Source organism: Aggregatibacter kilianii (assembly GCF_003129965.1).
GTDB lineage: Bacteria > Pseudomonadota > Gammaproteobacteria > Enterobacterales > Pasteurellaceae > Aggregatibacter > Aggregatibacter kilianii_A.
In genome coordinates this window covers 20,698-45,347 of sequence record NZ_NRCJ01000019.1, presented here as the reverse complement: position 1 = coordinate 45,347, position 24,650 = coordinate 20,698, and the positions used below count along the sequence as shown (strand labels likewise).

The 24,650-nt window shown below is 45.1% G+C and carries 24 protein-coding genes, 3 tRNA genes and 1 other RNA gene; 16 read left to right on the top strand and 12 right to left on the bottom strand.

Translation table 11 applies throughout. The features are described 5' to 3' along the window. Window positions 1–513 precede the first annotated feature (513 nt). The 4 genes from DK430_RS12185 (at window position 514) to cydC (ending at window position 5,977) form a co-directional block, all read left to right on the top strand. Window positions 514–1,371, top strand: a complete 858-nt coding sequence (locus tag DK430_RS12185; protein ID WP_109079328.1) for a co-chaperone YbbN — start codon at window positions 514–516, stop codon at window positions 1,369–1,371. A gap of 55 nt (window positions 1,372–1,426) precedes the next feature. Next, window positions 1,427–2,380 (top strand): thioredoxin-disulfide reductase, encoded by a 954-nt coding sequence (gene trxB / locus DK430_RS12180; protein ID WP_109079327.1) that lies wholly within the window; start codon window positions 1,427–1,429, stop codon window positions 2,378–2,380. Window positions 2,381–2,480: 100 nt separating this feature from the next. After that, a complete protein-coding gene (gene cydD / locus DK430_RS12175) occupies window positions 2,481–4,244 on the top strand; it encodes a heme ABC transporter permease/ATP-binding protein CydD (protein ID WP_109079326.1) in 1,764 nt (587 codons plus the stop codon). Next, entirely contained in the window at window positions 4,244–5,977 is a 1,734-nt protein-coding gene (cydC, locus tag DK430_RS12170) for a heme ABC transporter ATP-binding protein/permease CydC (protein WP_109079325.1), read from the top strand. Before cydD ends, cydC begins: the two co-directional genes overlap by 1 nt. A 24-nt stretch (window positions 5,978–6,001) precedes the next feature. Here the strand turns inward: cydC and ffs are convergent. Then, window positions 6,002–6,100, bottom strand: an RNA gene (gene ffs, locus DK430_RS12165) — signal recognition particle sRNA small type. 135 nt (window positions 6,101–6,235) lie between these two features. Here ffs and tesB point away from each other — a divergent pair. Then, entirely contained in the window at window positions 6,236–7,102 is an 867-nt protein-coding gene (gene tesB, locus DK430_RS12160; RefSeq protein WP_109079324.1) for an acyl-CoA thioesterase II, read from the top strand. A gap of 42 nt (window positions 7,103–7,144) precedes the next feature. Here the strand turns inward: tesB and DK430_RS13435 are convergent, their stop codons facing one another. The 3 genes from DK430_RS13435 to DK430_RS12150 form a co-directional block, all read right to left on the bottom strand. Further along, window positions 7,145–7,273, bottom strand: coding sequence for a hypothetical protein (locus DK430_RS13435; protein ID WP_275425153.1), 129 nt, complete (start codon window positions 7,271–7,273; stop codon window positions 7,145–7,147). Then, a complete protein-coding gene (locus DK430_RS12155; protein WP_109079323.1) occupies window positions 7,270–8,010 on the bottom strand; it encodes a lipopolysaccharide kinase InaA family protein in 741 nt (246 codons plus the stop codon). The genes DK430_RS13435 and DK430_RS12155 overlap by 4 nt, the downstream gene beginning before the upstream one ends. A 67-nt stretch (window positions 8,011–8,077) precedes the next feature. Beyond that, window positions 8,078–8,713 (bottom strand): hypothetical protein, encoded by a 636-nt coding sequence (locus tag DK430_RS12150; protein ID WP_109079322.1) that lies wholly within the window; start codon window positions 8,711–8,713, stop codon window positions 8,078–8,080. Between the two features lie 352 nt (window positions 8,714–9,065). On the opposite strand from DK430_RS12150, the gene DK430_RS12145 reads away from it, so the two are divergent. Further along, on the top strand, window positions 9,066–9,650 hold the full coding sequence (locus DK430_RS12145) for a YceB family lipoprotein (RefSeq protein ID WP_109079321.1): 585 nt from the start codon (window positions 9,066–9,068) through the stop codon (window positions 9,648–9,650). 52 nt (window positions 9,651–9,702) lie between these two features. Here DK430_RS12145 and nagK read toward each other — a convergent pair whose 3' ends face one another. Both nagK and DK430_RS12135 read right to left on the bottom strand, forming a co-directional pair. Next, entirely contained in the window at window positions 9,703–10,617 is a 915-nt protein-coding gene (gene nagK, locus DK430_RS12140) for an N-acetylglucosamine kinase (protein ID WP_109079320.1), read from the bottom strand. Window positions 10,618–10,678: 61 nt separating this feature from the next. Beyond that, on the bottom strand, window positions 10,679–11,419 hold the full coding sequence (locus tag DK430_RS12135) for a phosphatase PAP2 family protein (RefSeq protein ID WP_109079319.1): 741 nt from the start codon (window positions 11,417–11,419) through the stop codon (window positions 10,679–10,681). Window positions 11,420–11,494: 75 nt separating this feature from the next. Between DK430_RS12135 and ribA the strand changes: the two genes are divergently transcribed. The 5 genes from ribA (at window position 11,495) to DK430_RS12110 (ending at window position 15,306) form a co-directional block, all read left to right on the top strand. Next, entirely contained in the window at window positions 11,495–12,148 is a 654-nt protein-coding gene (ribA, locus tag DK430_RS12130) for a GTP cyclohydrolase II (RefSeq protein ID WP_109079318.1), read from the top strand. Between the two features lie 171 nt (window positions 12,149–12,319). Then, window positions 12,320–13,288 (top strand): ABC transporter substrate-binding protein, encoded by a 969-nt coding sequence (locus tag DK430_RS12125; protein ID WP_109079317.1) that lies wholly within the window; start codon window positions 12,320–12,322, stop codon window positions 13,286–13,288. After that, window positions 13,282–14,079, top strand: coding sequence for an ABC transporter permease (locus tag DK430_RS12120; protein WP_109079316.1), 798 nt, complete (start codon window positions 13,282–13,284; stop codon window positions 14,077–14,079). The genes DK430_RS12125 and DK430_RS12120 overlap by 7 nt, the downstream gene beginning before the upstream one ends. Further along, the gene (locus tag DK430_RS12115) at window positions 14,079–14,771 is read left to right on the top strand and encodes an ATP-binding cassette domain-containing protein (protein ID WP_204352546.1); all 693 of its coding nucleotides are present in this window, start codon (window positions 14,079–14,081) and stop codon (window positions 14,769–14,771) included. Before DK430_RS12120 ends, DK430_RS12115 begins: the two co-directional genes overlap by 1 nt. Continuing rightward, window positions 14,764–15,306 (top strand): hypothetical protein, encoded by a 543-nt coding sequence (locus DK430_RS12110; protein ID WP_109079314.1) that lies wholly within the window; start codon window positions 14,764–14,766, stop codon window positions 15,304–15,306. The genes DK430_RS12115 and DK430_RS12110 overlap by 8 nt, the downstream gene beginning before the upstream one ends. Window positions 15,307–15,325: 19 nt before the next feature. Here DK430_RS12110 and DK430_RS12105 read toward each other — a convergent pair whose 3' ends face one another. Then, a complete protein-coding gene (locus DK430_RS12105) occupies window positions 15,326–16,864 on the bottom strand; it encodes a peptide ABC transporter substrate-binding protein (protein WP_109079329.1) in 1,539 nt (512 codons plus the stop codon). A 51-nt stretch (window positions 16,865–16,915) separates the two neighbouring features. Next, the gene (locus tag DK430_RS12100) at window positions 16,916–17,281 is read right to left on the bottom strand and encodes a YbaN family protein (protein ID WP_109079313.1); all 366 of its coding nucleotides are present in this window, start codon (window positions 17,279–17,281) and stop codon (window positions 16,916–16,918) included. A gap of 122 nt (window positions 17,282–17,403) precedes the next feature. Here DK430_RS12100 and prlC point away from each other — a divergent pair, with 122 nt between their 5' ends. Further along, on the top strand, window positions 17,404–19,443 hold the full coding sequence (gene prlC / locus DK430_RS12095) for an oligopeptidase A (protein ID WP_109079312.1): 2,040 nt from the start codon (window positions 17,404–17,406) through the stop codon (window positions 19,441–19,443). A 129-nt stretch (window positions 19,444–19,572) separates the two neighbouring features. Here the strand turns inward: prlC and crr are convergent, their stop codons facing one another. The 4 genes from crr to rsgA all read right to left on the bottom strand — a co-directional run bounded on the left by crr (window position 19,573) and on the right by rsgA (window position 23,520). Next, the gene (gene crr / locus DK430_RS12090) at window positions 19,573–20,073 is read right to left on the bottom strand and encodes a PTS glucose transporter subunit IIA (RefSeq protein ID WP_109079311.1); all 501 of its coding nucleotides are present in this window, start codon (window positions 20,071–20,073) and stop codon (window positions 19,573–19,575) included. Window positions 20,074–20,134: 61 nt separating this feature from the next. Then, entirely contained in the window at window positions 20,135–21,862 is a 1,728-nt protein-coding gene (gene ptsI, locus DK430_RS12085) for a phosphoenolpyruvate-protein phosphotransferase PtsI (RefSeq protein ID WP_109079310.1), read from the bottom strand. Between the two features lie 134 nt (window positions 21,863–21,996). Continuing rightward, a complete protein-coding gene (gene ptsH, locus DK430_RS12080) occupies window positions 21,997–22,254 on the bottom strand; it encodes a phosphocarrier protein Hpr (protein ID WP_109079309.1) in 258 nt (85 codons plus the stop codon). A 225-nt stretch (window positions 22,255–22,479) separates the two neighbouring features. Continuing rightward, complete coding sequence (rsgA, locus tag DK430_RS12075) at window positions 22,480–23,520, bottom strand: small ribosomal subunit biogenesis GTPase RsgA (protein ID WP_109079308.1); 1,041 nt, start codon at window positions 23,518–23,520, stop codon at window positions 22,480–22,482. 72 nt (window positions 23,521–23,592) lie between these two features. On the opposite strand from rsgA, the gene orn reads away from it, so the two are divergent. From orn to DK430_RS12055, 4 genes are all read left to right on the top strand, one after another. Continuing rightward, the gene (gene orn / locus DK430_RS12070) at window positions 23,593–24,141 is read left to right on the top strand and encodes an oligoribonuclease (protein ID WP_109079307.1); all 549 of its coding nucleotides are present in this window, start codon (window positions 23,593–23,595) and stop codon (window positions 24,139–24,141) included. A 98-nt stretch (window positions 24,142–24,239) separates the two neighbouring features. Beyond that, window positions 24,240–24,315: transfer RNA gene (locus DK430_RS12065), tRNA-Gly, on the top strand. Window positions 24,316–24,334: 19 nt separating this feature from the next. Continuing rightward, a tRNA-Gly gene (locus DK430_RS12060) sits at window positions 24,335–24,410 on the top strand. A 19-nt stretch (window positions 24,411–24,429) separates the two neighbouring features. Then, window positions 24,430–24,505, top strand: a tRNA-Gly gene (locus tag DK430_RS12055). Window positions 24,506–24,650 lie beyond the last annotated feature (145 nt).

Sequence of the window (24,650 nt, the reverse complement as noted above, 5' to 3'; positions counted from 1 at the left end):
AGGTTTGAAACGGCTTACGCCGTTTGTGCCTTATATCTCCGCCCTGAAGGACGGAGTTTTACGGCACGTTGGATAAAACATTAGAAGAAATCTGCACCTTAAAAGCCGGAATAATCAACTGCTTCGTTAAGGTGCAGATTTTTTATGAGCAAACATTATTCAATCGAATTTAAACCTCACCTCCTCAACCCTACTCAAATTAAGCGGCAGATTCTCATCCAAACGAATTGTGTCACTGAGTAATTTCATTTTCTATCCACGGAAAAGCGAAAAAAGCCGCTTTGGTTGTGTGTATGCAAAAACTACCGACTATCATCAATATGTGAGTAAGACATAATGAAAAATAAGCCCGATATATCATTTAACCAGCGATGTTATGACTCAAAATTAATGCCTGTTTTTTTGCAAGCACAGTTACCTAAGAATAGATATTCGCGCCCAAAACACTAAAAAAAACCACCGCACTTTGCTATAATGCGCGCCATTCATTTCATTCAAAATTAAGAGACAACCATGACCGATTTTCCCGCGATTCGTGACCTCAACGAGCAAAATCTCAACGAAATATTACAACTTTCACAACAACATCCTTTAGTTATCACCTTTTACGCGCCAAGTCATGCCGATTCCATGGCGTTTGTAAAAACCTTGGAAACGAATGCCAATCAATACCAAGGGCAATTTGTGTTAGCCAAGGTGAATTGTGAAAAAGAACAAATGGTCGCCGCGCAATTCCGTATTCAGGCGTTGCCGACCACCTATTTATTCAGAGACGGGCAGGCGTTGGATGCCTTTCAGGGGGCATTGGACAACGCCACATTGCAACAACGTTTGAGTGCCATTTTGCCGAAAGAGGAGGACATTAAGTTTAATCAGGCGTTGGATTTGCTTGCGGTGGAAAATTACGAGCAGGCATTGCCGTTGTTAAAAGAGGCCTGGGAATTGTCTGATCAGAAAAACAGCGAAATCGCCCTGCTCTACGCGGAAACCTACATCGCCATGAAGAAAACCGAGCCGGCACAACAGATTTTGAACAAGATCCCGTTGCAGGATCGCGACAGTCGCTGGCAGGGGTTGCAGGCACAAATCGAACTGTTAATTAAAGCCGCCGACACGCCGGAAATTCAACAATTACAGGAAGAATTTGCGAAACAGCCAAGCAACGATCTGGCGTTAAAGCTGGCGTTGCAATTGCACCAAGCCAATCGTAACGAAGAGGCATTGGATTTGTTATTTACGATTTTACGTCAAGATTTAGGCGCGGAAGAGGGCAAAATCAAGCAGGAATTTTTATCCATTTTAGCCGCCATCGGCAACAACGATCCGGTCACTAATAAATACCGCCGATTGCTCTATTCGTTGTTGTACTAACGGGAAATCTTCTATAATAGCGCCCACAATTTTTCAGATGATATAAGGATTTATTATGTCGGATATTAAACACGCTCAATTACTCATTTTAGGTTCCGGCCCTGCCGGCTACACGGCGGCGATTTATGCGGCGCGTGCCAATTTAAAACCGGTATTGGTCACCGGCTTACAACAAGGCGGTCAATTAACGACCACCAGTGAAATTGAAAACTGGCCGGGCGATTTCGGCGAAACCACCGGCCCGGAATTGATGCAAAGAATGCTACAACATGCGGAAAAATTCGAGACGGAAATCGTCTTTGATCATATTAACCGCGTGGATTTGTCCTCCCGTCCGTTCAAATTGTACGGCGACGCGCAAACCTTCAGCTGTGACGCATTAATTATTGCCACAGGCGCTTCCGCCCGTTATCTGGGCTTACCTTCCGAGGAAAGCTATAAAGGTCGTGGCGTGTCCGCTTGCGCTACTTGCGACGGTTTCTTCTATCGCAATAAACCGGTGGCGGTGATCGGCGGAGGCAACACCGCAGTGGAAGAAGCCTTATATTTAGCCAATATCGCTTCCGAAGTGCATTTGATTCACCGTCGCGACAGTTTCCGCGCAGAAAAAATTCTCATCGATCGCTTATACAAAAAAGTGGAAGAAGGCAAAATCGTGTTGCATACCCACCGCACTTTAGAGGAAGTATTGGGCGACAACATGGGTGTCACCGGCATTCGTTTGAAAGATGTGCAATCCGGCACAACGGAAGATGTGATGTTAGATGGTGTGTTTGTGGCAATCGGTCACGCGCCGAATACGGAAATCTTCCAAGGTCAGCTGGAATTAAATAACGGCTACATCGTAGTGAAATCCGGCTTGGAGGGTAATGCGACCGCCACATCTGTGGAAGGTGTGTTTGCTGCGGGCGATGTGATGGATCATAATTATCGCCAAGCTATTACTTCCGCAGGTACCGGCTGTATGGCGGCATTAGATGCCGAGCGTTATTTAGACGCACAGAAATAATGTGACAATGGCGGTAATTCCGTCAATGAAATCATGATGTTATAAATGGTGGGCGTTAAGCCCACCTTACGTTTTTCTCTCTCTTGTAAAACCGTATCCTATGGACAAATCCCGTCAAAAATATTTGCAACAATGGCTTCGCACGCAGCAAAAGCCGATCAAAAAATATTTAAACCTCAATATTTTGCTTGCCTCCGTTTCTTCCGTGATTTTAGTAGCGCAAACCTATTTGTTGGCGTCATTGCTGTATAAACTCATTATTCTTGAAGAATCGGTGACCGACTTAACGCTTTATTTTGTCGGCTTGGTCATTGGCTTTACATTGCGCGCATTGATTTTGTGGTTACGGGAAAAAATCGGCTTTAAGTGCGGTCAATTATTACGGAATATTATTCGCCAACAGATTCTGGATAAAATCCATCAGGTCGGACCTGCCACTATTAATAACAAACCGGCCGGCAGCTGGGCGACCATCATGTTGGAACAGGTGGAAAATCTGCATAATTTCTACGCCCGCTACTTGCCGCAACAGGCACTTTCCGCCATTGTGCCAATGATTATTCTGATTGTCGTGTTTCCGCTGAACTGGGCAGCAGGCTTAATTTTAATGGGCACGGCGCCGCTGATTCCGATTTTCATGATTTTAGTGGGCAAAGCGGCGGCGGACAGTAGCCAAAAAAACATGGACACATTAGCGCGCTTAAGTGGTCAATTTTTGGATCGTCTGCGCGGGTTGGAAACCTTGCGTTTATTCGACCGCACGACGGAGCAAACCCGTCACATTGAAGAAAGCACGGAAGATTTCCGCGAAACCACCATGGACGTACTGAAAATGGCGTTCCTCTCCTCTGCTGTGTTGGAATTTTTCACATCTATTTCCATTGCCTTAATGGCGGTGTATTTCGGATTTAGTTATTTAGGACAAATTGAATTCGGCACTTACGGTACGCCGATTACGCTGTTTATCGGCTTCTTCTGCTTAATTCTTGCACCGGAATTTTATCAACCGCTGCGTGATCTCGGCACCTATTACCACGACCGCGCCGCCGGTATCGGGGCGGCAGATGCCATTGTGAACTTCCTCGAGGAAGATTATTTAATCGCGCAAGGCGACAATAAAGCGGCCTTTGAAAGCGAAAGTGCGGTGGAAATTTCAGGTGAAAATCTGGTGGTGTTGTCACCGCAAGGCAAACCGCTGACCGAAGCCCTAAATTTCCATATTCCGGCATACAGCCACATCGCCATTGTCGGACAAAGTGGCGCAGGCAAAACCTCCCTGATCAATGCCATTTTAGGTTTTCTGCCTTATGAAGGTAGCCTGAAAATTAACGGGCAAGAGTTATGCCATTTGGATTTAACCCAATGGCGCAAACACATCGCTTGGGTGGGGCAAAACCCGCTGTTGCTGCAAGGCACGATGAAAGAAAATTTATTATTGGGCGACATTCAAGCTTCAGAACAGGAAATCGATCAGGCATTGAATTTGGCGCAAGCAAAAGAATTTACCGATCGCCTCGGGCTGGATGCTGAAATCAAAGAAGGCGGCATCGGCGTTTCTGTCGGGCAGGCACAACGTTTAGCTGTGGTGCGTGCGCTATTGCGCAAAGGCGATTTGCTGTTATTGGACGAACCCACCGCCAGCCTTGACGCCCAATCGGAAAATCAGGTATTACAGGCGCTACAACACATCAGCCGTCAACAAACCACGGTGATGATCACCCACCGCATTGAAGATCTGAAACAATGCGACAACATTCTGGTGATGCGCCACGGACAAATTATTCAGCAGGGGCATTTCGACCAACTGCAACACCAAGGTTTCTTCGCCGAATTATTGGCACAACGACAACAGGATATTCACTAATGCGTGCTTTATTACCTTTTCTTCGTTTATTTACATTCGCCAAGCTACCGTTAATTTTAGGCGGCTTGTTGATGATTTTGGGACTGGCTTCCAGTATCGGTTTACTAACGCTCTCCGGCTGGTTCCTCGCTGCCACCGCAATCGCCGGCTTCGGGTCGTTATTTAACTTTTTCTACCCCTCCGCCAGTGTGCGCGGCTTAGCAATCGGGCGCACAGTGGCGCGTTATTTTGAAAAAGTCGTCACCCACGACGCCACTTTCCGCGTACTGGCAAAATTACGCGTACAGGTATTCAGCAAAATCATTCCGTTAAGCCCAGCGGTACTTAACCGTTATCGCAATAGCGATTTATTAAATCGTTTGGTCGCCGATGTGGATACGCTGGACAGCCTCTATCTTCGCCTCATCGCGCCTTTTGTCAGTGCCATTTTGGTGATTGCCTTGATCACGATCGGGCTAAGTTTTATCAACGCCCCACTCGCCTTGTTTCTCGGCTTAACATTATTGGCATTATTGCTGGTGATCCCGACGATTTTCTATCATTTGGGTAATAAATTCGGTGCAAAACTTACCCAATCCCGCGCCCTTTATCGCACACAGTTTCTCGAATTTATTCAAGCACAAGCCGAGTTATTGCTGTTTAACGGCGAAGAAAACGCCAAAGAAAAATTGAGCCGAACAGAAGAACAATGGCAAGCCTATCAACAACGGGAAGCGAATTTATCAGGATTTTCCACCGCACTTTTATTGTTCGCCAACGGCTTGATTTTATGTATCGTCATGTGGTTTGCCGCCCAGGTGGATTTAGGCAACGACGAATACCGCGCGGCATTTATCGGCTTATTTACCTTTGCCGCCCTCGCCTCCTTTGAAATTCTGATGCCTATCGGCGCGGCATTTTTGCACATCGGGCAAGTGGTGGCGTCCGCCGAACGGGTGACGGATATTATCGAGCAACAGCCATTGGTTGATTTTTCCGGCACGCAATCCGTGGAAAACAACGCGCAACAGCCGCTGCTGCAAATCCAAAATGTCCATTTCACTTATCCGCAACGAGACAATCCTGCGTTAGTGGATTTAAGTCTCAATATTCAAGCCGGAGAAAAAGTCGCGATTTTAGGCAAAACCGGTAGCGGCAAATCTACGTTGCTTCAATTATTGGTGCGCAATTATGACGCCAATCAAGGTGAAATTTTATTGGCGGGCAACCCAATTCAGGCGTATGGCGAAACGGCTTTACGCCGACAATTTTGCTTTTTAACCCAGCGGGTGCATGTGTTCAGCGATACCTTGCGTAACAATCTGCAACTTGCCAACCACACGCCATTGAGCGATGAAAAGATGATTGCCGTCCTACAACAAGTCGGTTTGGAAAAACTCGTGAATCAAGAACAAGGCTTAGATTTATGGCTAGGAGACGGCGGCCGTCCGTTGTCGGGTGGTGAACAACGCCGTTTAGGCTTGGCGCGGGTGCTGTTAAATGATGCGCCGATTTTACTGTTAGATGAGCCGACGGAAGGTTTGGATCGAGAAACCGAACGCCATATTCTGCAAGCGATTTTAGCGCACTGCAAAGGTAAAACCTTGATTATGGTCACGCACCGCTTAACCGCTATTGAGCAGTTTGATCAGCTTGTGGTGATTGATAATAGCCGATTGATTGAACAAGGCTCGTATAAGGAATTAATCAACAAAGAAAAAGGCTTTTTCAAGCAATTGACGCAACGGATTTAAAATAAAGAGGCTGGAAAGGTGGAAACCTTTCCGGCTTAGTCTCGGCACACGAAAATTCTGACTCTGGCTGCTTTCTTCCGAACCTGACCTGGTAAACCAGACTTCATTGCGAGGGACCGAAAAGGTTTCCATTGAATTAACCGCCGGTTTAACCGGCGATTAAGGCTTCGCATTATGCATTAAGCCCTGCCGAATTGCAAATTTTATCTCAGGATAAATTCGGAACAGCCCGAACTTTACACAAAAACGAGGAAAATAATGACCGCACTTAACCAACTTATCGAACTGTTAAAACTGGAAAAAATTGACGATTTACTTTTTCGTGGGGAAAGTCAGGATCTGGGCTTCCGTCAGGTTTTCGGCGGTCAGGTTGTGGCACAAGCCCTTTCCGCCGCCATTCAGGTGGCACCGACGGATCGTTTTTTACATTCTTGTCACGCCTATTTTTTATCGCCCGGCGACAGCCAATATCCGATTATTTATGATGTGGAAATTTTGCGCGAAGGCAGAAATTTCACTGCCATGCGCGTAAAAGCCATTCAACATAAATCCCCGATTTGCCACATTACCGCCTCTTTCCAAACCCTTGAACATGGCTTTGAGCATCAAAGCGAGATGCCAAAAGTGGAAGCACCTGATGCGCTGATGTCGGAAAGCTCGGTGATTCAACAAATGGCACAAATGATTCCGGAAGCGGTACGTGATAAGTTCACCGCCGAACGCCCTTTTGACATTCGCACCAAATACTTGAATAACCCGTTCCACGGACGCAAACTGCCGCCGCAACAATTTTCTTGGGTGCGCACCAACGGCGAAGCGCCGACGGATTACCGCATTCAGCAATGCCTGCTTGCCTATTTCTCGGATTTTCATTGCATTTTGACCGCACTTCATCCGCACGAAAAAGGCTTTTTACAAAAAGGCATGAAAGTCGCCACCATTGACCATTCCATTTGGTTCCATCGTCCTTTTGACATGAACGATTGGCTGTTATACGCCATTGAAAGCAACAACGCTTACGCTGCCCGTGGCTTGGCACGCGGTCAATTCTTTGCTGCCGACGGCAGACTCATTGCCACCACCCAACAAGAAGGGTTAATTCGTTATCTTTCTGAAGAACAGTAAAAAACGAAAAAATGCCCGATAATTCAACTTATCGGGCATTTTTTAGAATCTAATACCGCTGCCGACACCAAAACCGACGCCGACGCCATTTGAGCCGCCACTCGCGCCGACGCCCACCGAGCAGGCCGTCAGGCTAAATAGGATAAATACGGCAAGGATAAATTTTTTCATGTTTTGCCCCTTTTTACCTTCTCCACATTTTTAAACAGACGATACACGCCGATTAAATCTTTTTTGGCAACACATTTAAACGGCAACAATAAATAATACAAAAAACGATAATGACACACGGAAGACATCATGTCGTGCCATTCCTGCGGTTCGCAATATTTTTGATAACGACGCATGACCATACGCACGGTTTCGTCGGTTATATTTTCTTCGCGACAGAGATTATAAATAAATAAAATCAAATCCCGCGCCTTTTGATGAGGCAAATCCCGCCTCGTGACATCCACTTCAAAATCAATAAATAGCACTTTACCGTCACGCCATAAAATATCCCGAATTGCCGGGCGCCCGTGCACCAAGCCCTTTTGGTGCAACATTGCCAAGGCGTTAGCGCAATCCAGTAAAATTTGTTGTTTGGTTTGTTCGGAAATGTTGTCATTTATCCAATTCACCACGCTTTTGCCGCCATCCTCCAGCACCAGATAATCTTCTCCGAATGCGACTAATTTCGGTACCGGTGCCAGTTGTCGGGCAAGATATTGCAAACTTTGGATTTCGTTTTGAAAGGCTTGTTGCGGATGCGGTTTGAGCAAATGCCACACACCTTTCAGCTGTTCAGGCTGTTTCAGCCAGTAGCTTTTGTTCCCGTAGGTAAAATGATAGACCCGCTCTCCTTTATGTTCCGTCAATAACTGCCGAACATATTGCTCAAAAGAAAGCGGAGATAAATCCGACATAATGCAATACCCCATAAACGCAAAGTGCGGTCAAAATTAACCGCACTTTTCGCGAAATCATCCTTGATTATTTTTTGATTAAACTTAATTTAGCCACACGATTACCGGCTAATTGACAATCCATTTTGTAGAATTGGTTGCCGTTCAAACGCACATCGGCGGTTAAGCGGGAATCGCTGTTCGCTTGGTTGGCGGAACTGCGAAATACGCGGTTGGTTTGCGCCACTTGTTGAATTTTCGCAATACAAAGGTAATTCAATTTGGCATCATTGCCGGTTTTCACATTGGCTGCGCCTTTATCCGCACTGTTAGTGCCTAACATTTTGTGTAATTTGGCGGCTTCGGCAACCAACGCTTTTTGCCCTTCGTTTGCGCCCTCAACGTGGTGAACGTTGCCGTTTTCTTGAATAACGGAAACCTTCCCGCCTTTATAGAAAAAGAATTTATTATCGCTGCCTTGACTAACTTTAATCAATTCCGGTTGTCCATTTAAGTAAGCCACATATTGCGTATTATTATGAACGTACTCAAATGTCGGCAAGGTTTCCGCTTTTTGCAATAAAGCTTTTACATCGGCAGTTGCCGGAGCGGCTTCGGTAACGACGCCCGGTGCGCTTTCGGTTTTGGAACCGGGTAAAGCACCGCAGGCGGATAAAAGTAAAATGGATGAGCATAAGGTCACTTTGGTGATATATTTATGCATAAAAAAGAGCTCCCTGAGTTAATAAAGTGCGGTCTAGTTTAACCGTTTTTTTATTTTTTTAAAACCTTAGGGCTTGTGGACGTTTCAAAAATGCTTGCGACGGAGACTGTTTTTCGCCAAGACAAGGCGGAAAATTCGCGATTTAGTCATCTAAATAAGAATTTTTCAACGCAGGATTGGCGAAAAACAGTCCCGTCCCTTCGGGTTGTGCTCAAAATTGCCACATTCTGCTTCGCAAAACTTGTTAATAGTCCCGCTATTCACTGCGTTTTGTTCATTGCCTGTGGCAATTTTGAGCGACAACGCAAGTATTTTTGAAACGTCCACAAGCCCTACTATTTGGAGAACATTTATGTTTGTATGGTTAAAACAGAAATTCATCACATTGTTTTGCGCATTATTGCTAACCTCAACCTTATCAACATCGGCTTTCGCCCTTGCCATCGGCGAAAATGAAATCAATCAATTACTCAGCCGACACAATAATTATAAAAATAATTACGGTATTCCCGGACTTGCCAGCGTAGATTACAACCTACATGATTTCAGTGCAAAAATCGGGCAAACCGCCGAAAAACGCTTGGAATTAAGCGGCATTATCGATGGTTTGTTCAAACTGCCGACGGATCAATTTTCCGCCAAATTAAACTTAACCTTTGATACCGTGCCTTACTACGACGCACAAAAAGGCGCGGTGTATTTAAAAGATATTCGCGTATTGCGTTGGTCCGGCTCACCGGAGCAATATATGGGACAGGTGCAAAGCCTAATTCCGTTATTAACGAACAACATTTCCGCGTATTTGAGCAATACGCCGATTTATACGCTGGATGAAAAAAATCCACGGGATATGATGATTAAACAAGCTGCCAAAGCCATTCGGGTGGAACAAGGCAGATTGGAAGTGGAAACCGTTGATAATTTGCTGAATCCATAAGTGAAAACAAAAAGAAAAGGCTGAAATCACTTCAGCCTTTTTTATTTGTAAATTAACGGGATAAAAACAATGCCGCTGCGCCGCGCACACCGCCGGAATCGCCGTATTTGGCTTTTTTAATCACCGGCACTTTGGCGCTACGCATTAAATGCGGCGGTAAGGCTTTCGGCAGCGCTTCGTATAAATAATCGAAATTGGATAATCCGCCGCCGAGCACAATAAGATGCGGATCGAAAGCGGTGATGATGTTGCCGATAGAAATCGCTGCAAGCTCTACAAAAACGCCGACAAAATCCACCGCACTTTTATCACCGGCGTAGAAGCGTTGAATGATGTCTTTCGCCGATAAGGCTTCGCCTTTTAAATCGCGGTATAACATTTCAAAGCCGCGACCGGATAAATACGTATCCAAACAGGCTTTGTTACCGCAACCGCAGTCATAAATCGGAGCGTTGTCCCAACCGAGCAATTTCAGCGCGTGATAGTTCAGTTGCAAATGCCCAAGCTCACCTGCCATGCCGGTTTGCCCTGAATGCACTTTGCCGTTTAACACGAAACCGCCGCCGAAACCCGTGCCTAAAATTAAGCCTAAAACAGAAGGATATTGCGCATTTTCCGCATCCCATGCTTCGGACAGCGCAAAGCAGTTGGCGTCATTTTCGGCGCGCACTTCACGATCTAAAATCGCCGCTAAATCGTGCAAAATCGGTTTGTTGTCCGCCACACGAATATTGGTGATTTCCGCAATGCCGGTAGTTTGATTAACAAACCCCGGAATGCCTAAGCCGACGGAACCTTTGCAGTTAAATTTTTCATCGGCTTTTTTCACCAAATCGGCAATAGTATTCAGCCAATCTTCATAACTGGTTTTCGGTGTTTCCACCCGCTCGCTATATTGCTTCTCCAACTGAGAATTGAACACTGCCAGCTCAATCTTGGTTCCGCCGATATCGAGTCCGTATAACATACGCTTCTCCTTTTACAATACTCAATAAATACCTGAAAAAACGACCGCACTTTTAGCAAACTTATTCCGTTTTTTGGAAATATTGCTTTTTGTCTAAAAATGCGAAGATCACCCAGTGCACCAACCAGGCGATTAACACCGAAATGAATAAATCGATGGGATAGTGCATGCCGAAACGTAAACGGCTGACTAACATCAACACCGCCCAGATCGTCATAAAGCCAATTAACAATTTTGCGCGCCCTTTTCGGTTGCCGATCAACTGCATAAAGCCCACCGTTAACATGAGCCAGCTGGCGGCGAAAATGGTGTGTCCGGATGGAAAAGAATAACCCACTTCGTCGGCATAATGCCCTTTAATCCATTCCGGAACCGAAGGTTGGGTTTGATAAAATTGCTCCACAAACTGCGCCCGCGCTTTGCGATCCTGCGCATAAAAGGCATCCGTGCCCGTGCCGGTTTGCTCGGCGACATAGGTGACGAAAGGGCGCGGCTCGGCAAAGACATTTTTTAAACCGGATTTCAACCCTTGCGTGATAACCATTGAAAAAGCCATGACAGCAACAGCTAAAATCCATTGTTTACGGTTGGAAAAGAGTGGTAAAAAGAGCAACGCAAAAACGCCGCAAGTAATGATGGCATAAGGCACACTACCCGTTTCTGTCAACCAATATAAAGGATGTTCATAATGCTCAAACGCCAGATTTCCGCTCCACTGCCACGCGGATAACCAGACAAAAATAGGGACAAGACAAAGCAATAGTGTATATAATGACAATCTTTTTAACATATTCATAACCATAAATAAGAATCGGACTGCCATTTTATCATCAGAATTCGGCAAAAGAAAAAGAATAAGGACAAATAAGGACAAGTTATGGCAAAAATTGAACTCGTCGCCCAGGCCAATTTACCGACGGAATTCGGGTTATTTAAAATCGTAGGATTTGAATTCCCCGACAGCAAAAAAGAACACGTCGCGTTAGTATTAGGCGACGTCCGCAATTCGGAAGAGCCCGTGCTGGCGCGCATCCATTCCGAGTGCCTCACCGGTGACGCGTTACACAGCTTAAAATGCGACTGCGGTTTCCAACTGGCGGCGGCATTGCGCCAAATTCAACAAGAAGGGCGCGGCGTGTTAATTTATCATCGTGAAGAAGGGCGCGGCATTGGATTGATTAACAAGATCCGCGCCTATTCCCTGCAAGATCAGGGCATGGATACCATTGAGGCGAATCTTGCCTTGGGTTTTGCTGCCGACGAGCGTAATTTCAGCGTGTGTGCGGATATTTTCGATTTACTGGGCGTCAAACAAATTCGCCTGCTGACCAATAACCCGGAAAAAATCGAAACCATGAAACAAGCGGGCATTAACGTGGTTGAGCGTGTGCCGTTAAACGTGGGCGAAAATCGCTACAACACCGCTTATTTGGATACTAAAGCGAAAAAAATGGGCCATTTTATCGTGCACAACGGCGAACAGCATTTAATGGAATGTCCGTATTGTCAGGAAGAAGTGCCGAAAAAATAACGGAAAAACCAACCGCACTTTTGACCCTATTTATGAAGCACAGCCTAAATCAGGTTGTGCTTTTTGTTTCTTTTAACCCCAATTAGATACTTCTTAGACAGAAAATAACGTGCTAGCATATAAACGATAATTGTTCTCATCAAAGAAATTAACTTCTCAAAGGAGCAACACATGCAAAGACGTGAATTTCTGAAACTAACTTCTGCGTTAATGTTAGCCGGCGTTCTGCCGAAAGCCTTTGCCGAAAATAAAGCGGCTTTTACCGTTTACGGCGCCCCTGCCCTGCCAAGTTTAATCATCGCCATTGCCGCCTTACAGGGGCGACTTGCCAAACAAATGGATGTGACGCTTAAGCTTTGGCGTAACCCCGATCAACTGCGTGCCGGTGTTTCCAGCGGTGAATTTAAAGTGATGATGAGCCCGAGCAATGTGGGCGTAAACCTTCGTAATCAAGGACAAAACGTGGGCATGATTAATATTCTGACCACCGGCATTACCAACTTTGTCAGCAAAAAAACCTTATCGGAATTCGGCGATTTAACGGGCAAAAAAATTATTGTGCCGTTTAAAAATGATATGCCGGACATCATGCTGCGCGCCCTGTTACAACAATTTAAAATCGATCAAAGCAAGGTGGATATCACCTACTCCGCCGCGCCGGCCGAAGCGGTAGGGCTGTTTTTAAGTAAAGATTACGATGTGGCGTTCTTAGCGGAACCGCTCACCAGCGCCTGTATTTTAAAAGGCAAAGCCATGGGCGTGAATGTAGAACGCAGTTTGAACATTCAACAACTTTGGGCGGAGGCCTTTAATACGAAACCGCTGATTCCACAAGCGGGCATTATTGCCAACGTGGATTTTTACCGTGAAAATCAACTGCACTTTGACACCTTTCAGCAAGATCTCACTGACGCTTTAACTTGGATCCTCGCCAACACGGCACAGGCAGCGGACATCGGCACGAAATATTTTCCGGCACCGGCGCCAGCTATTGCCGAAGGCTTGCCATTCGCCAATTTAAGCGTCATTAAAGGCAGCGAATTGAAACAGGAAATTATGCAGTTCTACGACATTCTGATGCGCTTTAATCCGAAATTGTTAGGCGGAAAATTGCCTAACGAGTCCTTTTTCCTATGCTAAAAATTAACAAAGTCCGTAAACCGCAGGCACCGCTCTTTTCTCTTCTTGATTATTTATGGAGCGGCTTTGCCACCTTGGGCATTTGTGCGGGGTTTGTTGCGTTATGGCAACTCGGCAGCGTGGCATTCGGTGAATTTATGCTGCCGAATCCCCTTGATGTGTTCAAATTGGCGGCAGAATTATTGCGCCAATTTACCTTCAATCAACTGGATATTTCCCTTAAACGGGCGCTGATTGGCGTCATCACTTCACTGATTTTAGGGTTGACGTTCGGCATGATCGCAGGCTCGTTCAAAACGGTAATGGCAGTACTCAAACCGATGATTACGGTTTTACTCGCCATGCCACCGATTATTTGGATCGTGATGGCGCTATTTTGGTTTGGCTTCGGCGATGTGAGCGTGCTGTTCACCATTATTATCATCATCACGCCACTGACCTTTGCCTCAGCCGCCATTGCCGTTTCCAGCTTGGATCCACAGGCTATCGAACTGTTTAACGTGTATAAACTCAATCTATACAAAAAAATCCGTTATTTATATTTACCGCACTTAACCCCTTACATCATTTCCAGCGTCAACATTGCTGTGGCAACCGGCGCACGGGTGGTGATTATGGCGGAATTGTTAGGTGCCAGCGACGGTATCGGCTCCCGTATTGCCGATGCACGCGCCATGCTGGAAACCACCACCGTCATGGCTTATGTATGTTTAGTGATTTTATTTGTGGCATTGTTTGAATATTTCATCACCAAACCCTTGGAAATTTTATTTATGCCCTGGAGAAGATAATGCTCAGTTTACGGCAGGTTCGTTATCAGATTTTTAATGACGTGATTGTGGACAATTTCAATTTTGATTTGGCGGCAGGTGAAGTGAAAACCCTGTTTGGGCCGAGCGGCTGCGGAAAAACCACCGTGTTGCGTTTGATCAGCGGATTGGCAAAGCCAAAGTGCGGTCAAATTTCCAATCGTTTTCGCAAAGTCGGTTTTATGTTTCAGGAAAATCGTCTCTTGAACAATTTAAATGCGTTGGAAAATATTCGCATTTTTATGACCCAACCCGATAATCGACGTATTTTTAACTTAGCCGCCGACATTGGTTTACAGCCCGACGATCTGAAAAAATACCCCATTGAGCTTAGCGGCGGCATGGCAAAACGAATCGCCTTGTTACGCTTATTTTTGAGCGATTGCGACTTGGCGTTGCTGGATGAACCGTTTGTCGGATTGGATCGCGATTTACGCAATAATTTAACCGCGATATTAGCCAATCGTATCAGCGAACAAGGCTTGGCTTGCCTGTTAGTAACCCATGATCGCTTTGAGGCGGCAAGATTAAGTCATGAAATTCTGTTACTCAGCACTAAAGGCATGCACATCAAACAATCGATTTTTTTGCCGGAACCGCTGAATCAACGGGATAATCGTTATGAAGAAGAGGTAGTGGCGACCCGCTTTAATGGGGTGGTGTATTATGATTAAACGGCCTCTCGCGGTGTTGATGAGTATCGCCAACTTACTGATTATCTTCGCCTTTATTTATTCCGCACGCATCGCCGACGGACTTTTAACCCTTTATAACCTATTGTTGGTTTACCTTTCCGTAGAACTCAGTGTGCAACTCTGTCAACGCGCGTTACAGAACCTGCCGCAAAATAACATTTTCTTTGTGCCGAATCTGGTGTATCGCAATTTAAAAATGCTGTTTCTGCTCTGTTATTTCGCTTCACAAATCGCCCCGGTTCCCGGTGTCAGCGGTTTTTTAGCCGTTGCGGTCGGTTTATTGTTTATTGCCGATTTGCGGGAATTTCATTATAGGGAGCTGCTCAAATTGCCGGTGCTGTTGTTCTATGCAATACAGGCCTGCAGCGGGGCGGCATATTTATGGCTGGGGTATTTACAGTTGACCGCACAAGACGATGTCGCCGCCTTATACGCGCTTTTCCTGCTGTTTAGCTTGCCCTTCAGCCTGCTTTATTTAAGGGAATCACGCGCTATAAATTCATATAGAAAATAAAAAAATATTCACCGCACTTTTACTGAATCCGTCGGAACAAATCCTTACTGTAAATCACTTCCGTCGGGTTGGCGGGGTCGTAGCCGTTTAAACTTGGGTTAAGATAGATGGGAACGGTGGATTGATATAACGGCAGCACCACGTTTTCCTCTTGTAGAATTTGTTCGATTCGTTCGTAAAGTGCGGTGCGTTCCGGTGCAGGAATGACGGCTAGGCTTTGCTCGAACAAACGATCCAGTTCATTGTTGCGATAGCCGCTTTTGTTGTCCGGGCTATGGCTATAAAACAAGCTCAGAAATGCCGACGGCTCGTTGTAATCGGCGCACCAACCCGAGCGGGCAATCTGAAAATTCCCTTTGGCAATATGTTCCAACAACTGTGCTTTCGGCATGCCTTCGCCGATAATTCGAATCATGTCCGACTGCGACCACATACGAATCAATCCTTGCACCAGTTGGCTTTGCAATTCTGACTCATCGTAGCTTAAGGTCAGCTTTAACGGGGACTTTTCGCTAATTTGGCTTTGACTCAATAATTGTTCAACGGGCGTTTGCTCCCATCGGCTTTCCACGGTTTGCATGGAAATTGGCAAAAAATTGTCCGTTAAATGAATCATCCCTTTATTTTCAGGCAACAAATTGCGGGCGGACGTCATCATCGCCAACGCTTTGCGTACGGAGCCTTGCGCTAATTGCGGCGTTTTGAAATTGAAAGCGTAAAAATAGGTGCAAAGTTGCGGGAAATATTGCATTTGCGCGTTTTGTTGTTGTGGCTGCCACACAATATCCAGTGCCGTGACATCCTGCTGCGGGGCGATTTTTTGATAATCCACGTTTTTGAACGAGACTTTCTCTTTCGCCCAATAATGCGGATTTTTTTCCAAATGAATACGATCCCCTTGCTGCCCGTTAACCTGATAAGCACCGTTCGTCACAATGCCGTCGTGCGCTTTCAAATATTGCGGAAGCAGGCTGATATGCGCCAACATCTGTGGCAAATAAGGCGTCGGTTTATCCAAAGTAAGACGCAAAGTGCGGTCGTTTTCGGCGACGATTCCTAACTGGTCAGGCGGCCGGCTTTGTTTCAGCACCTTTTCCGCATTCGCCAAGTTAATGTAACTTAAATAGTGTTTAAAAGGAGAAGCGGATTTTGCCAAATGTTGCCAACTTTCGACAAATTGCTGTGCGGTAACAGGCTCGCCGTTAGACCATTTTGCCTCTTGCCGTAAAGTAAACCGCCAGATTTTGTTATCTTTGGTTTGCCAACTTTCCGCCATTGCCGGCATCACATTGCCTTGCGCATCGTAGATCACCAGCCCTTCAAAAATATCGCGCAGAAACGCAAATTGCTCGATATTTGAAGCCTGCAACGGATTTAAGAATAAATCGGAATAAACGCCGCGCACCAACAACTGACGACTGGTTTGCGGTGGTTGCGGCGTTACGTGAACGGTAACATTTGAGGGAGGTTCGGCGGGCTTTTGAGTGTCCTCATCACAAGCATTCAGCAAAAAAACACTGAAAAAAAGCACCGCACTTTTAAAGTGGAAAATACGCATTTGAATAAACCGGTGAAATAAAATGCGCGTATTATACACCAGTCGAATGCTTTATTCTTCTTCGAGGGTTTTGATCCAGAAAAAGAAAAACCAATATTTAATCAGCAAGACAGCAATAATCACGCTTTTGCCGATAATGCTCGGGGTGAAATAAAATCCCAGCATCAACATGGAAGTAGAAAGGGTCAAAATGTAGATTTTGGCTTTTTTGGTTAAGGCGCGATGTTGGTGAAAATCTTTCAAATGAGCTTGATAGATTTTGGTGCTCACAAACCAGTTGTGTAAACGTTCGGAACCTTTGGCAAAGAAAAATAACGTCAAAAGCAAAAACGGCGTGGTAGGCAAAATAGGAACGACAATCCCCACAATGCCAAGTGCCAAGAAAACGAAACCTAATCCGATGTAAAAATACTTCATGGAAAACCTCAAAATAAAAATTGTTCGCAATTATCCTTGAATCAGTGGATTTTTCAAGCTTGAAATCATAAAATCCGGCCCAATTTAACTAATTACTTTTACCGATAACAAAGGACATTTTAATGACAAATCCATTACTCACGCCAACCGCATTACCTGCATTCTCTAAAATCGAACCGCAATATATCGAACCCGCCATTAAGCAACTGATTCAGGAAAACCGCGAAACCATCGAACGCGTGGTAAAACAACCGCACTTTACTTGGGAAAACTTCATTCTGCCGTTAACGGAAGCCGGCGATCGGTTAAGCAAAGTTTGGTCGCCGATTTCCCATTTAAATTCGGTAAAAAACAGCCCCGAATTACGCGAAGCCTACCAAGCCTGTTTGCCGTTATTGGCGGAATATAGTACCTGGGTCGGACAACATCAGGGCTTATACGAAGCCTATTTGCAATTAAAAAACAGCGCAGAATTCGCCGATTATAGTCAGGCACAAAAGAAAGCCATTGAAAACAGCCTGCGCGATTTCAAATTATCGGGCATTTCCCTGCCGCAGGAAAAACAAAAACGTTATGGTGAAATCGCCGCGCGTTTGTCCGAACTCACCTCACAATTTAGCAATAACGTGTTAGACGCCACCATGGGTTGGGAAAAAGTCATTGAAGACGAAAGTCTGCTCAAAGGCTTGCCGGAATCCGCACTGGAAGCCGCCAAACAATCGGCGGAAAGCAAAGGTTTAAGCGGCTATCGTTTCACCTTGGAATTTCCAAGTTACATTCCGGTGATGACCTATTGCGAAAACCGTGAATTACGTGAAGAAATGTATCGCGCCTTCGCTACCCGCGCCTCAGACCAAGGCCCGAATGCCGGCAAATGGGACAACTCGGCGATTATGCAGGAAATCCTAAGCCTACGCGTCGAATTAGCCAAATTGCTGGATTTCAACACCTACACCGAACTATCTCTCGCCACCAAAATGGCGGAAAATCCAAAACAAGTGCTGGACTTCCTCGAAAATCTGGCGACACGCTCCAAAGCACAGGGCGAACGCGAATTACAGGAATTAAAAGACTTCTGCAAAACGCACTATAATTTGACCGCACTTGAGCTGTGGGATCTGTCCTTTTACAGCGAAAAACAAAAACAACATTTATACGCCATCAACGATGAAGAATTGCGTCCGTATTTCCCGGAAGATCGCGTGCTGAGCGGTTTATTTGAACTGATTAAACGCATTTTCAACATTCGTGCGGTAGAACGCCACGATGTGGAAACCTGGCACAAAGACGTACGTTTCTTCGATTTAATCGACGCAAACAATGAAGTATGCGGCAGCTTCTACTTGGATTTATACACCCGTGAACACAAACGCGGCGGCGCTTGGATGGACGATTGTATCGGTCGTCGCAAAACTATCGACGGCAGTTTGCAAAAACCGGTGGCGTATTTAACCTGTAACTTCAATCGCCCGCTTGGTGATCAACCGGCATTATTTACTCACGATGAAGTCACGACGCTGTTCCACGAATTCGGTCACGGTTTACACCACATGCTGACCAAAATTGATGTGGCGGATGTTGCCGGCATTAACGGCGTGCCTTGGGATGCGGTGGAATTACCAAGTCAATTTATGGAAAACTGGTGCTGGGAGGAAGACGCCCTACAATTCATTTCCGGTCATTACCAAACAGGTGAACCGTTGCCAAAAGAAAAATTAACCCAATTACTCAAAGCGAAAAACTTCCAAGCGGCAATGTTCGTGTTGCGTCAATTGGAATTTGCCTTGTTTGATTTCCGATTGCATCACACGTTCGATCCGAACAAACAAAATCAAGTGCTGGATATGTTGCATGAAGTGAAACGCCAAGTCGCCGTAATTCCGGGTGCCGAATGGGGAAGAATGCCGCACAGCTTCAGCCATATTTTCGCCGGCGGCTATGCGGCGGGCTATTACAGCTATTTGTGGGCGGAAGTGTTATCGGCGGATGCCTATTCCCGCTTTGAGGAAGAAGGGATTTTTAACGCCAAAACAGGGCAATCCTTCTTAAACGAAATCCTCACTAAAGGCGGTTCGGAAGAACCGATGACGCTGTTCAAAAACTTCCGTGGCCGTGAACCGCAATTAGACGCGCTGCTACGCCACAAAGGCATTGCCAACTAAAAACACCTGAAAAAACGACCGCACTTTTTTCTTCCAAGGGAAAAGTGCGGTCATCATCTGAAGTGTTTTTTTGATGCATTAAAAAAGGCTTACTCATCACAAGTAAGCCTTTTTCTTATTTTATGTTCGTTATTTTTTCAGAACCAACACAACAGAATCGCCGGCAACCACTTCACCGGATTTTTTCTCGATGTTGCTGATTTCATCCATATTAGAAATCACCACCGGGGTTAATACGGATTTAGCTTTCGCTTCTAATAACGGAAGATCCAACTCAATGATGGTATCACCACGTTTTACAGTTTGACCTTCTTCCGCAACACGGGTAAAACCTTCACCTTTCAACTCAACGGTGTCAATCCCGAAGTGGACGAATAATTCAACACCTTCTTTTGATTCCATTGAAAAGGCGTGGTTGGTTTCAAAGATCTTACCGACGACGCCGTCAACCGGCGCAACCAGTTTGTTACCGGTCGGACGAATTGCCACGCCGTCACCAACGATTTTTTCAGAGAATACAACATCCGGAACGTCTTCAATGTTCACGATTTCTCCGGAAAGCGGCGCATAGATTTCTACGTCAACGGCTTTCTTGTCTTTTGAACCAAATAATTTGTCAAATAAACCCATTTTTACTCTCCTGAAATTAAAAAATGTGGTCGTATTTTAGCTTAAAATCTGAAAATTGTATCTAATTTAATGCTTTTTCAGTCAAAAAATCAGAAACCAGGGTTTCGATTTCAGCAGCGGTCGGTTGCTGTAACGCTTTTTCAGCCAATGCTTTTGCATCTTGATAATTCACGTTACGGATTAATTTCTTAATACGCGGTACAGAAATAGCGCTCATACTGAATTCGTCTAAGCCCATGCCTAATAACAGAATCGTTGCGCGCTCATCACCTGCCAATTCACCGCACATTCCCGTCCATTTACCTTCGGCGTGAGACGCATCAATCACCTGTTTGATTAAGTTCAGCACGGATGGACTCATTGGGTTATATAAGTGGGAAATTAATTCGTTACCACGGTCAACCGCCAATGTATATTGAGTTAAGTCATTGGTACCGATACTGAAGAAATCCACTTCTTTGGCTAAGAATTTGGCATTAACCGCCGCCGCCGGAGTTTCTACCATCACGCCGACTTGAATGTCTTCGTCAAAGGCTTTACCTTCGTTACGCAATTCCACTTTTAACGCCTCGATCACAGATTTCAATTCACGAATCTCTTCCACGGAAATAATCATCGGGAACATCACCGCCAATTTACCGTAAGCGGATGCGCGTAACACCGCTCTGAGTTGTGCGTGTAGAATTTCACGACGATCCAAAGCAATACGAACGGCACGCCAGCCCAAGAACGGATTCATTTCCTTCGGTAAGTTCAAATATGGCAACTCTTTGTCACCACCAATGTCCATGGTACGCAATACAACTAAATTGCCGTTCATCGCTTCAACCACTTCTTTATAAGCAATGAACTGCTCTTCTTCGCTCGGTAGCTGATCACGATCCATAAATAAGAATTCGGTACGATATAAACCTACACCTTCTGCACCGTTACGCTCTGCTCCTTCCACATCACGAATGGTACCGATATTCGCCACCACATCTACACGGTGACCGTCTAAGGTCAGTGCCGGTAAATCTTTTAATTTTGCCAATTCGGCTTTTTCTTCCGCCAATTTTGCCTGTAATGCTTGCAAGCGTTGAATGTCTGCTTGAGACGGATTGACATAAACGACATTATTTAATGCATCAAGAATCAGATAATCGCCGGTATTTACTTTTTGCGTGACGTTATTTGTCCCTACGATAGCAGGCAATTCAAGGGAACGCGCCATAATGGAGGTGTGAGATGTGCGACCACCGATATCGGTGACAAAGCCCAACACTTTATCTAAATTTAACTGTGCCGTTTCGGAAGGAGTTAAATCATAGGCAACCAAAATTGCTTCTTCGTTAATTTCGCCCAAATCAACAATATGCATACCTAAGATATTTTTAATTAAACGATTACCGATATCCCGAATATCACCGGCACGCTCTTTCAGATATTCGTCATCAATTTCGGATAACATTGCTACTTGCTGATCAATAACTACATTGGCGGCAACCGCAGCGTTTACATGATTTGAACGAAGGTAATCAAGGATTTCCTCTTCCAGTTCCTCATCTTCCAAAATCATCAAATGACCTTCAAAGATAGCCGCTTTCTCTTCGCCTAAAGATTGATAAGCCCGCTCTTTAATTGAATTTAACTGCTCAACCGCCGCATCACGCCCTGCATAAAAACGCGCCACTTCCTCTTCAATTTGGCTGTCTTTAATTTTTTGCGTATCAAGTACAATTTTTTCTTCTTTAAGCACAAGCGCCTTGCCAAAAACAATGCCCGGAGAAGCTGGAATTCCTGAAATCATAGTAACCTTCTTATTAAACTGAACAAAAAATTAAACCGAACAAAAATCAATCACCGACTAAATAGAATAAAAGCCATAATTTACCGTCCGAATGCTTTTGTTAAGCAATAAGGAGGCAAATTATGGCTACTGAATTATTCTAATGTAGGGATTAATGCAACAAGATGTTCAACGGCTTTTTCCGCATCGTCACCTTCTGCCGAGATAGTAATTACGGTTCCCTGAGTCAACGCTAAGGTTTGCAACTTGAACAAACTTTTTGCACTGGCACTTTTACCGGCGGAGGTGACAGTAATGTCGGAAGCAAAAGCTTTCGCTTCTTTTACAAATTGTGCTGCCGGACGTGTGTGTAAACCATTAGCCGCAGTGATTTCAACATCTTTTGAATACATGTTACTTTCCTCTAAAAAGTTAATAGAACGCGTTAAATTTATCTCAGCATTTCGTCATATATTTATTTAAAACACTAAAATAAATAAGTGGCAGTATCCTGTGTCTACGGTTTTGATGCAAGGCGTTTTGCCCAAAAGTTTGAATTGGATCACAAAAAAACTGCAAAATCGATTAATCCCTTAACTAAAAATTAACATTTCATACCTAAAAAACGGTAAATCATGTCATTCCATAGAAAAATGCCGTTGTGACTTCATTTCCTTTTTGCTGGCCAATAAACGGTGGTAATTTTCATAGCGAACGGCGCTAATTTTGCCCTCTTCCACTGCTTGACGTAAAGCACACCCCGGATCATTCAAATGTTTACAATCGCGGAATTTACAAGTTCCCAACACCGTTTGAAATTCGCGATACCCTTTCGTAATCTGTTCATCTTCCAAATGCCATAAGCCAAACTCACGAATACCCGGCGAATCAATTAAACTGCCGCCTTGCGGTAAATGGTATAAACGGGAGGAGGTGGTGGTATGTTGCCCTAGCCCAGAAGTCGAGCTAATCTCCCCGATCTGCGCGTCCACATGCGGCAGTACGGCATTAATCAAACTGGATTTTCCCACGCCGGATTGCCCCACAAAAATCGACACACCACTTGATAAAAGTGCGGTCAGTTTTTCCAGATTTTTTCCGTTCTGCGCGGAAACCATCAAGGTTTGATAACCGATGTTACGGTAGATTTCCAACTGGGAATCCACTTCCTGCCACTGTTGTTCCGTCAGCATATCCGCTTTATTCAGCACAATAATCGGTTCGATTTTTGCCTCTTCACACACCACCAAATAACGATCAATGATATTTAATGACAGGCTCGGCAACACAGAAGAAATGATAATAATGCGATCAATATTGGCAGCAATAACTTTGATGCCGTCATAATAATCCGGACGGGAAATTTCATTTTTGCGCGGATGAACGCCCTCAATGACGCCGCTAATGCCCTGTAATTGTTCGTTGCCACGACGCCAAATCACCCTATCGCCCACCACCACGCTTGCCAAGGTACGACGCAAGTTACAACGAAAAATCTCACCCTGCACATTTTCCACATCCGCATGACGGGCATAGCGGGTCACCACCAAGCCGTCCTGCGACTCGCCCAGCATATCATCCTGCCAGTCAATGTCTTTCTTCTGATGGCGGTGTAATACTTTATGATTGTTGGATTGAATACGGCGTTTTTGATTTTGGGTTAATTTGGGTTTACTCATAAAAAGTGCGGTCGTTTTTTATAGCGTTTTTCGCTAGAATAGGAAAAATTTTCGCATAGGATACCTTATATAATGGAATTAGATAAACAAAATCTGATCTGGATTGACCTTGAAATGACGGGCTTGGATCCGGAAAAAGAACGCATTATTGAAATCGCTACCATTGTCACTGACAAAAATTTAAACATTCTCGCCGAAGGCCCGGTTTTAGCCGTGCACCAATCTGATGAGTTACTCAACAACATGAGCGACTGGTGCGTCAAAACCCACACGGCAAACGGTTTGGTAGAACGGGTGAAAAACAGCAAATTAACCGAACGCGCTGCCGAATTGCAAACATTGGATTTTCTGAAAAAATACGTCCCCAAAGGCGCTTCCCCAATTTGCGGCAATAGCGTGGCGCAAGATAAACGTTTTCTGTTCAAATACATGCCCGAACTTGCCGACTATTTCCATTATCGCCACCTTGATGTGAGCACATTAAAAGAATTAGCCGCCCGCTGGAAACCGGAAATTCTCAATGGTTTCAGCAAGCAAAATACCCATTTGGCATTGGACGATATTCGTGAGTCTATCAAAGAGTTGGCTTATTATCGCGAACACTTTTTGAAGCTGGACTAAATCGACGAATATATAAACAAGCGCGCCATTTTCGCGATTTTGTGCTTGCACTGCTTGAAAATATTCGTATAATGCCATCTCATTCATTTGATGTGAATGCGGGAATAGCTCAGTTGGTAGAGCACGACCTTGCCAAGGTCGGGGTCGCGAGTTCGAGCCTCGTTTCCCGCTCCATTCTCACCATCAAATCTCTGCGGGAATAGCTCAGTTGGTAGAGCACGACCTTGCCAAGGTCGGGGTCGCGAGTTCGAGCCTCGTTTCCCGCTCCATTCTCACCATCAAATCTCTGCGGGAATAGCTCAGTTGGTAGAGCACGACCTTGCCAAGGTCGGGGTCGCGAGTTCGAGCCTCGTTTCCCGCTCCAAATTCATCAATCCCTCGCTTTTTAGCGAGGGATTTTTTTATCGATGATAATTCCCATCACCTAAAAAGTGCGGTCAGATCTTGAGGTATTTTTTCATCAAAAAAACTGACAAATCTTTAACTTATCTTTACACGGTTCAGCCCTT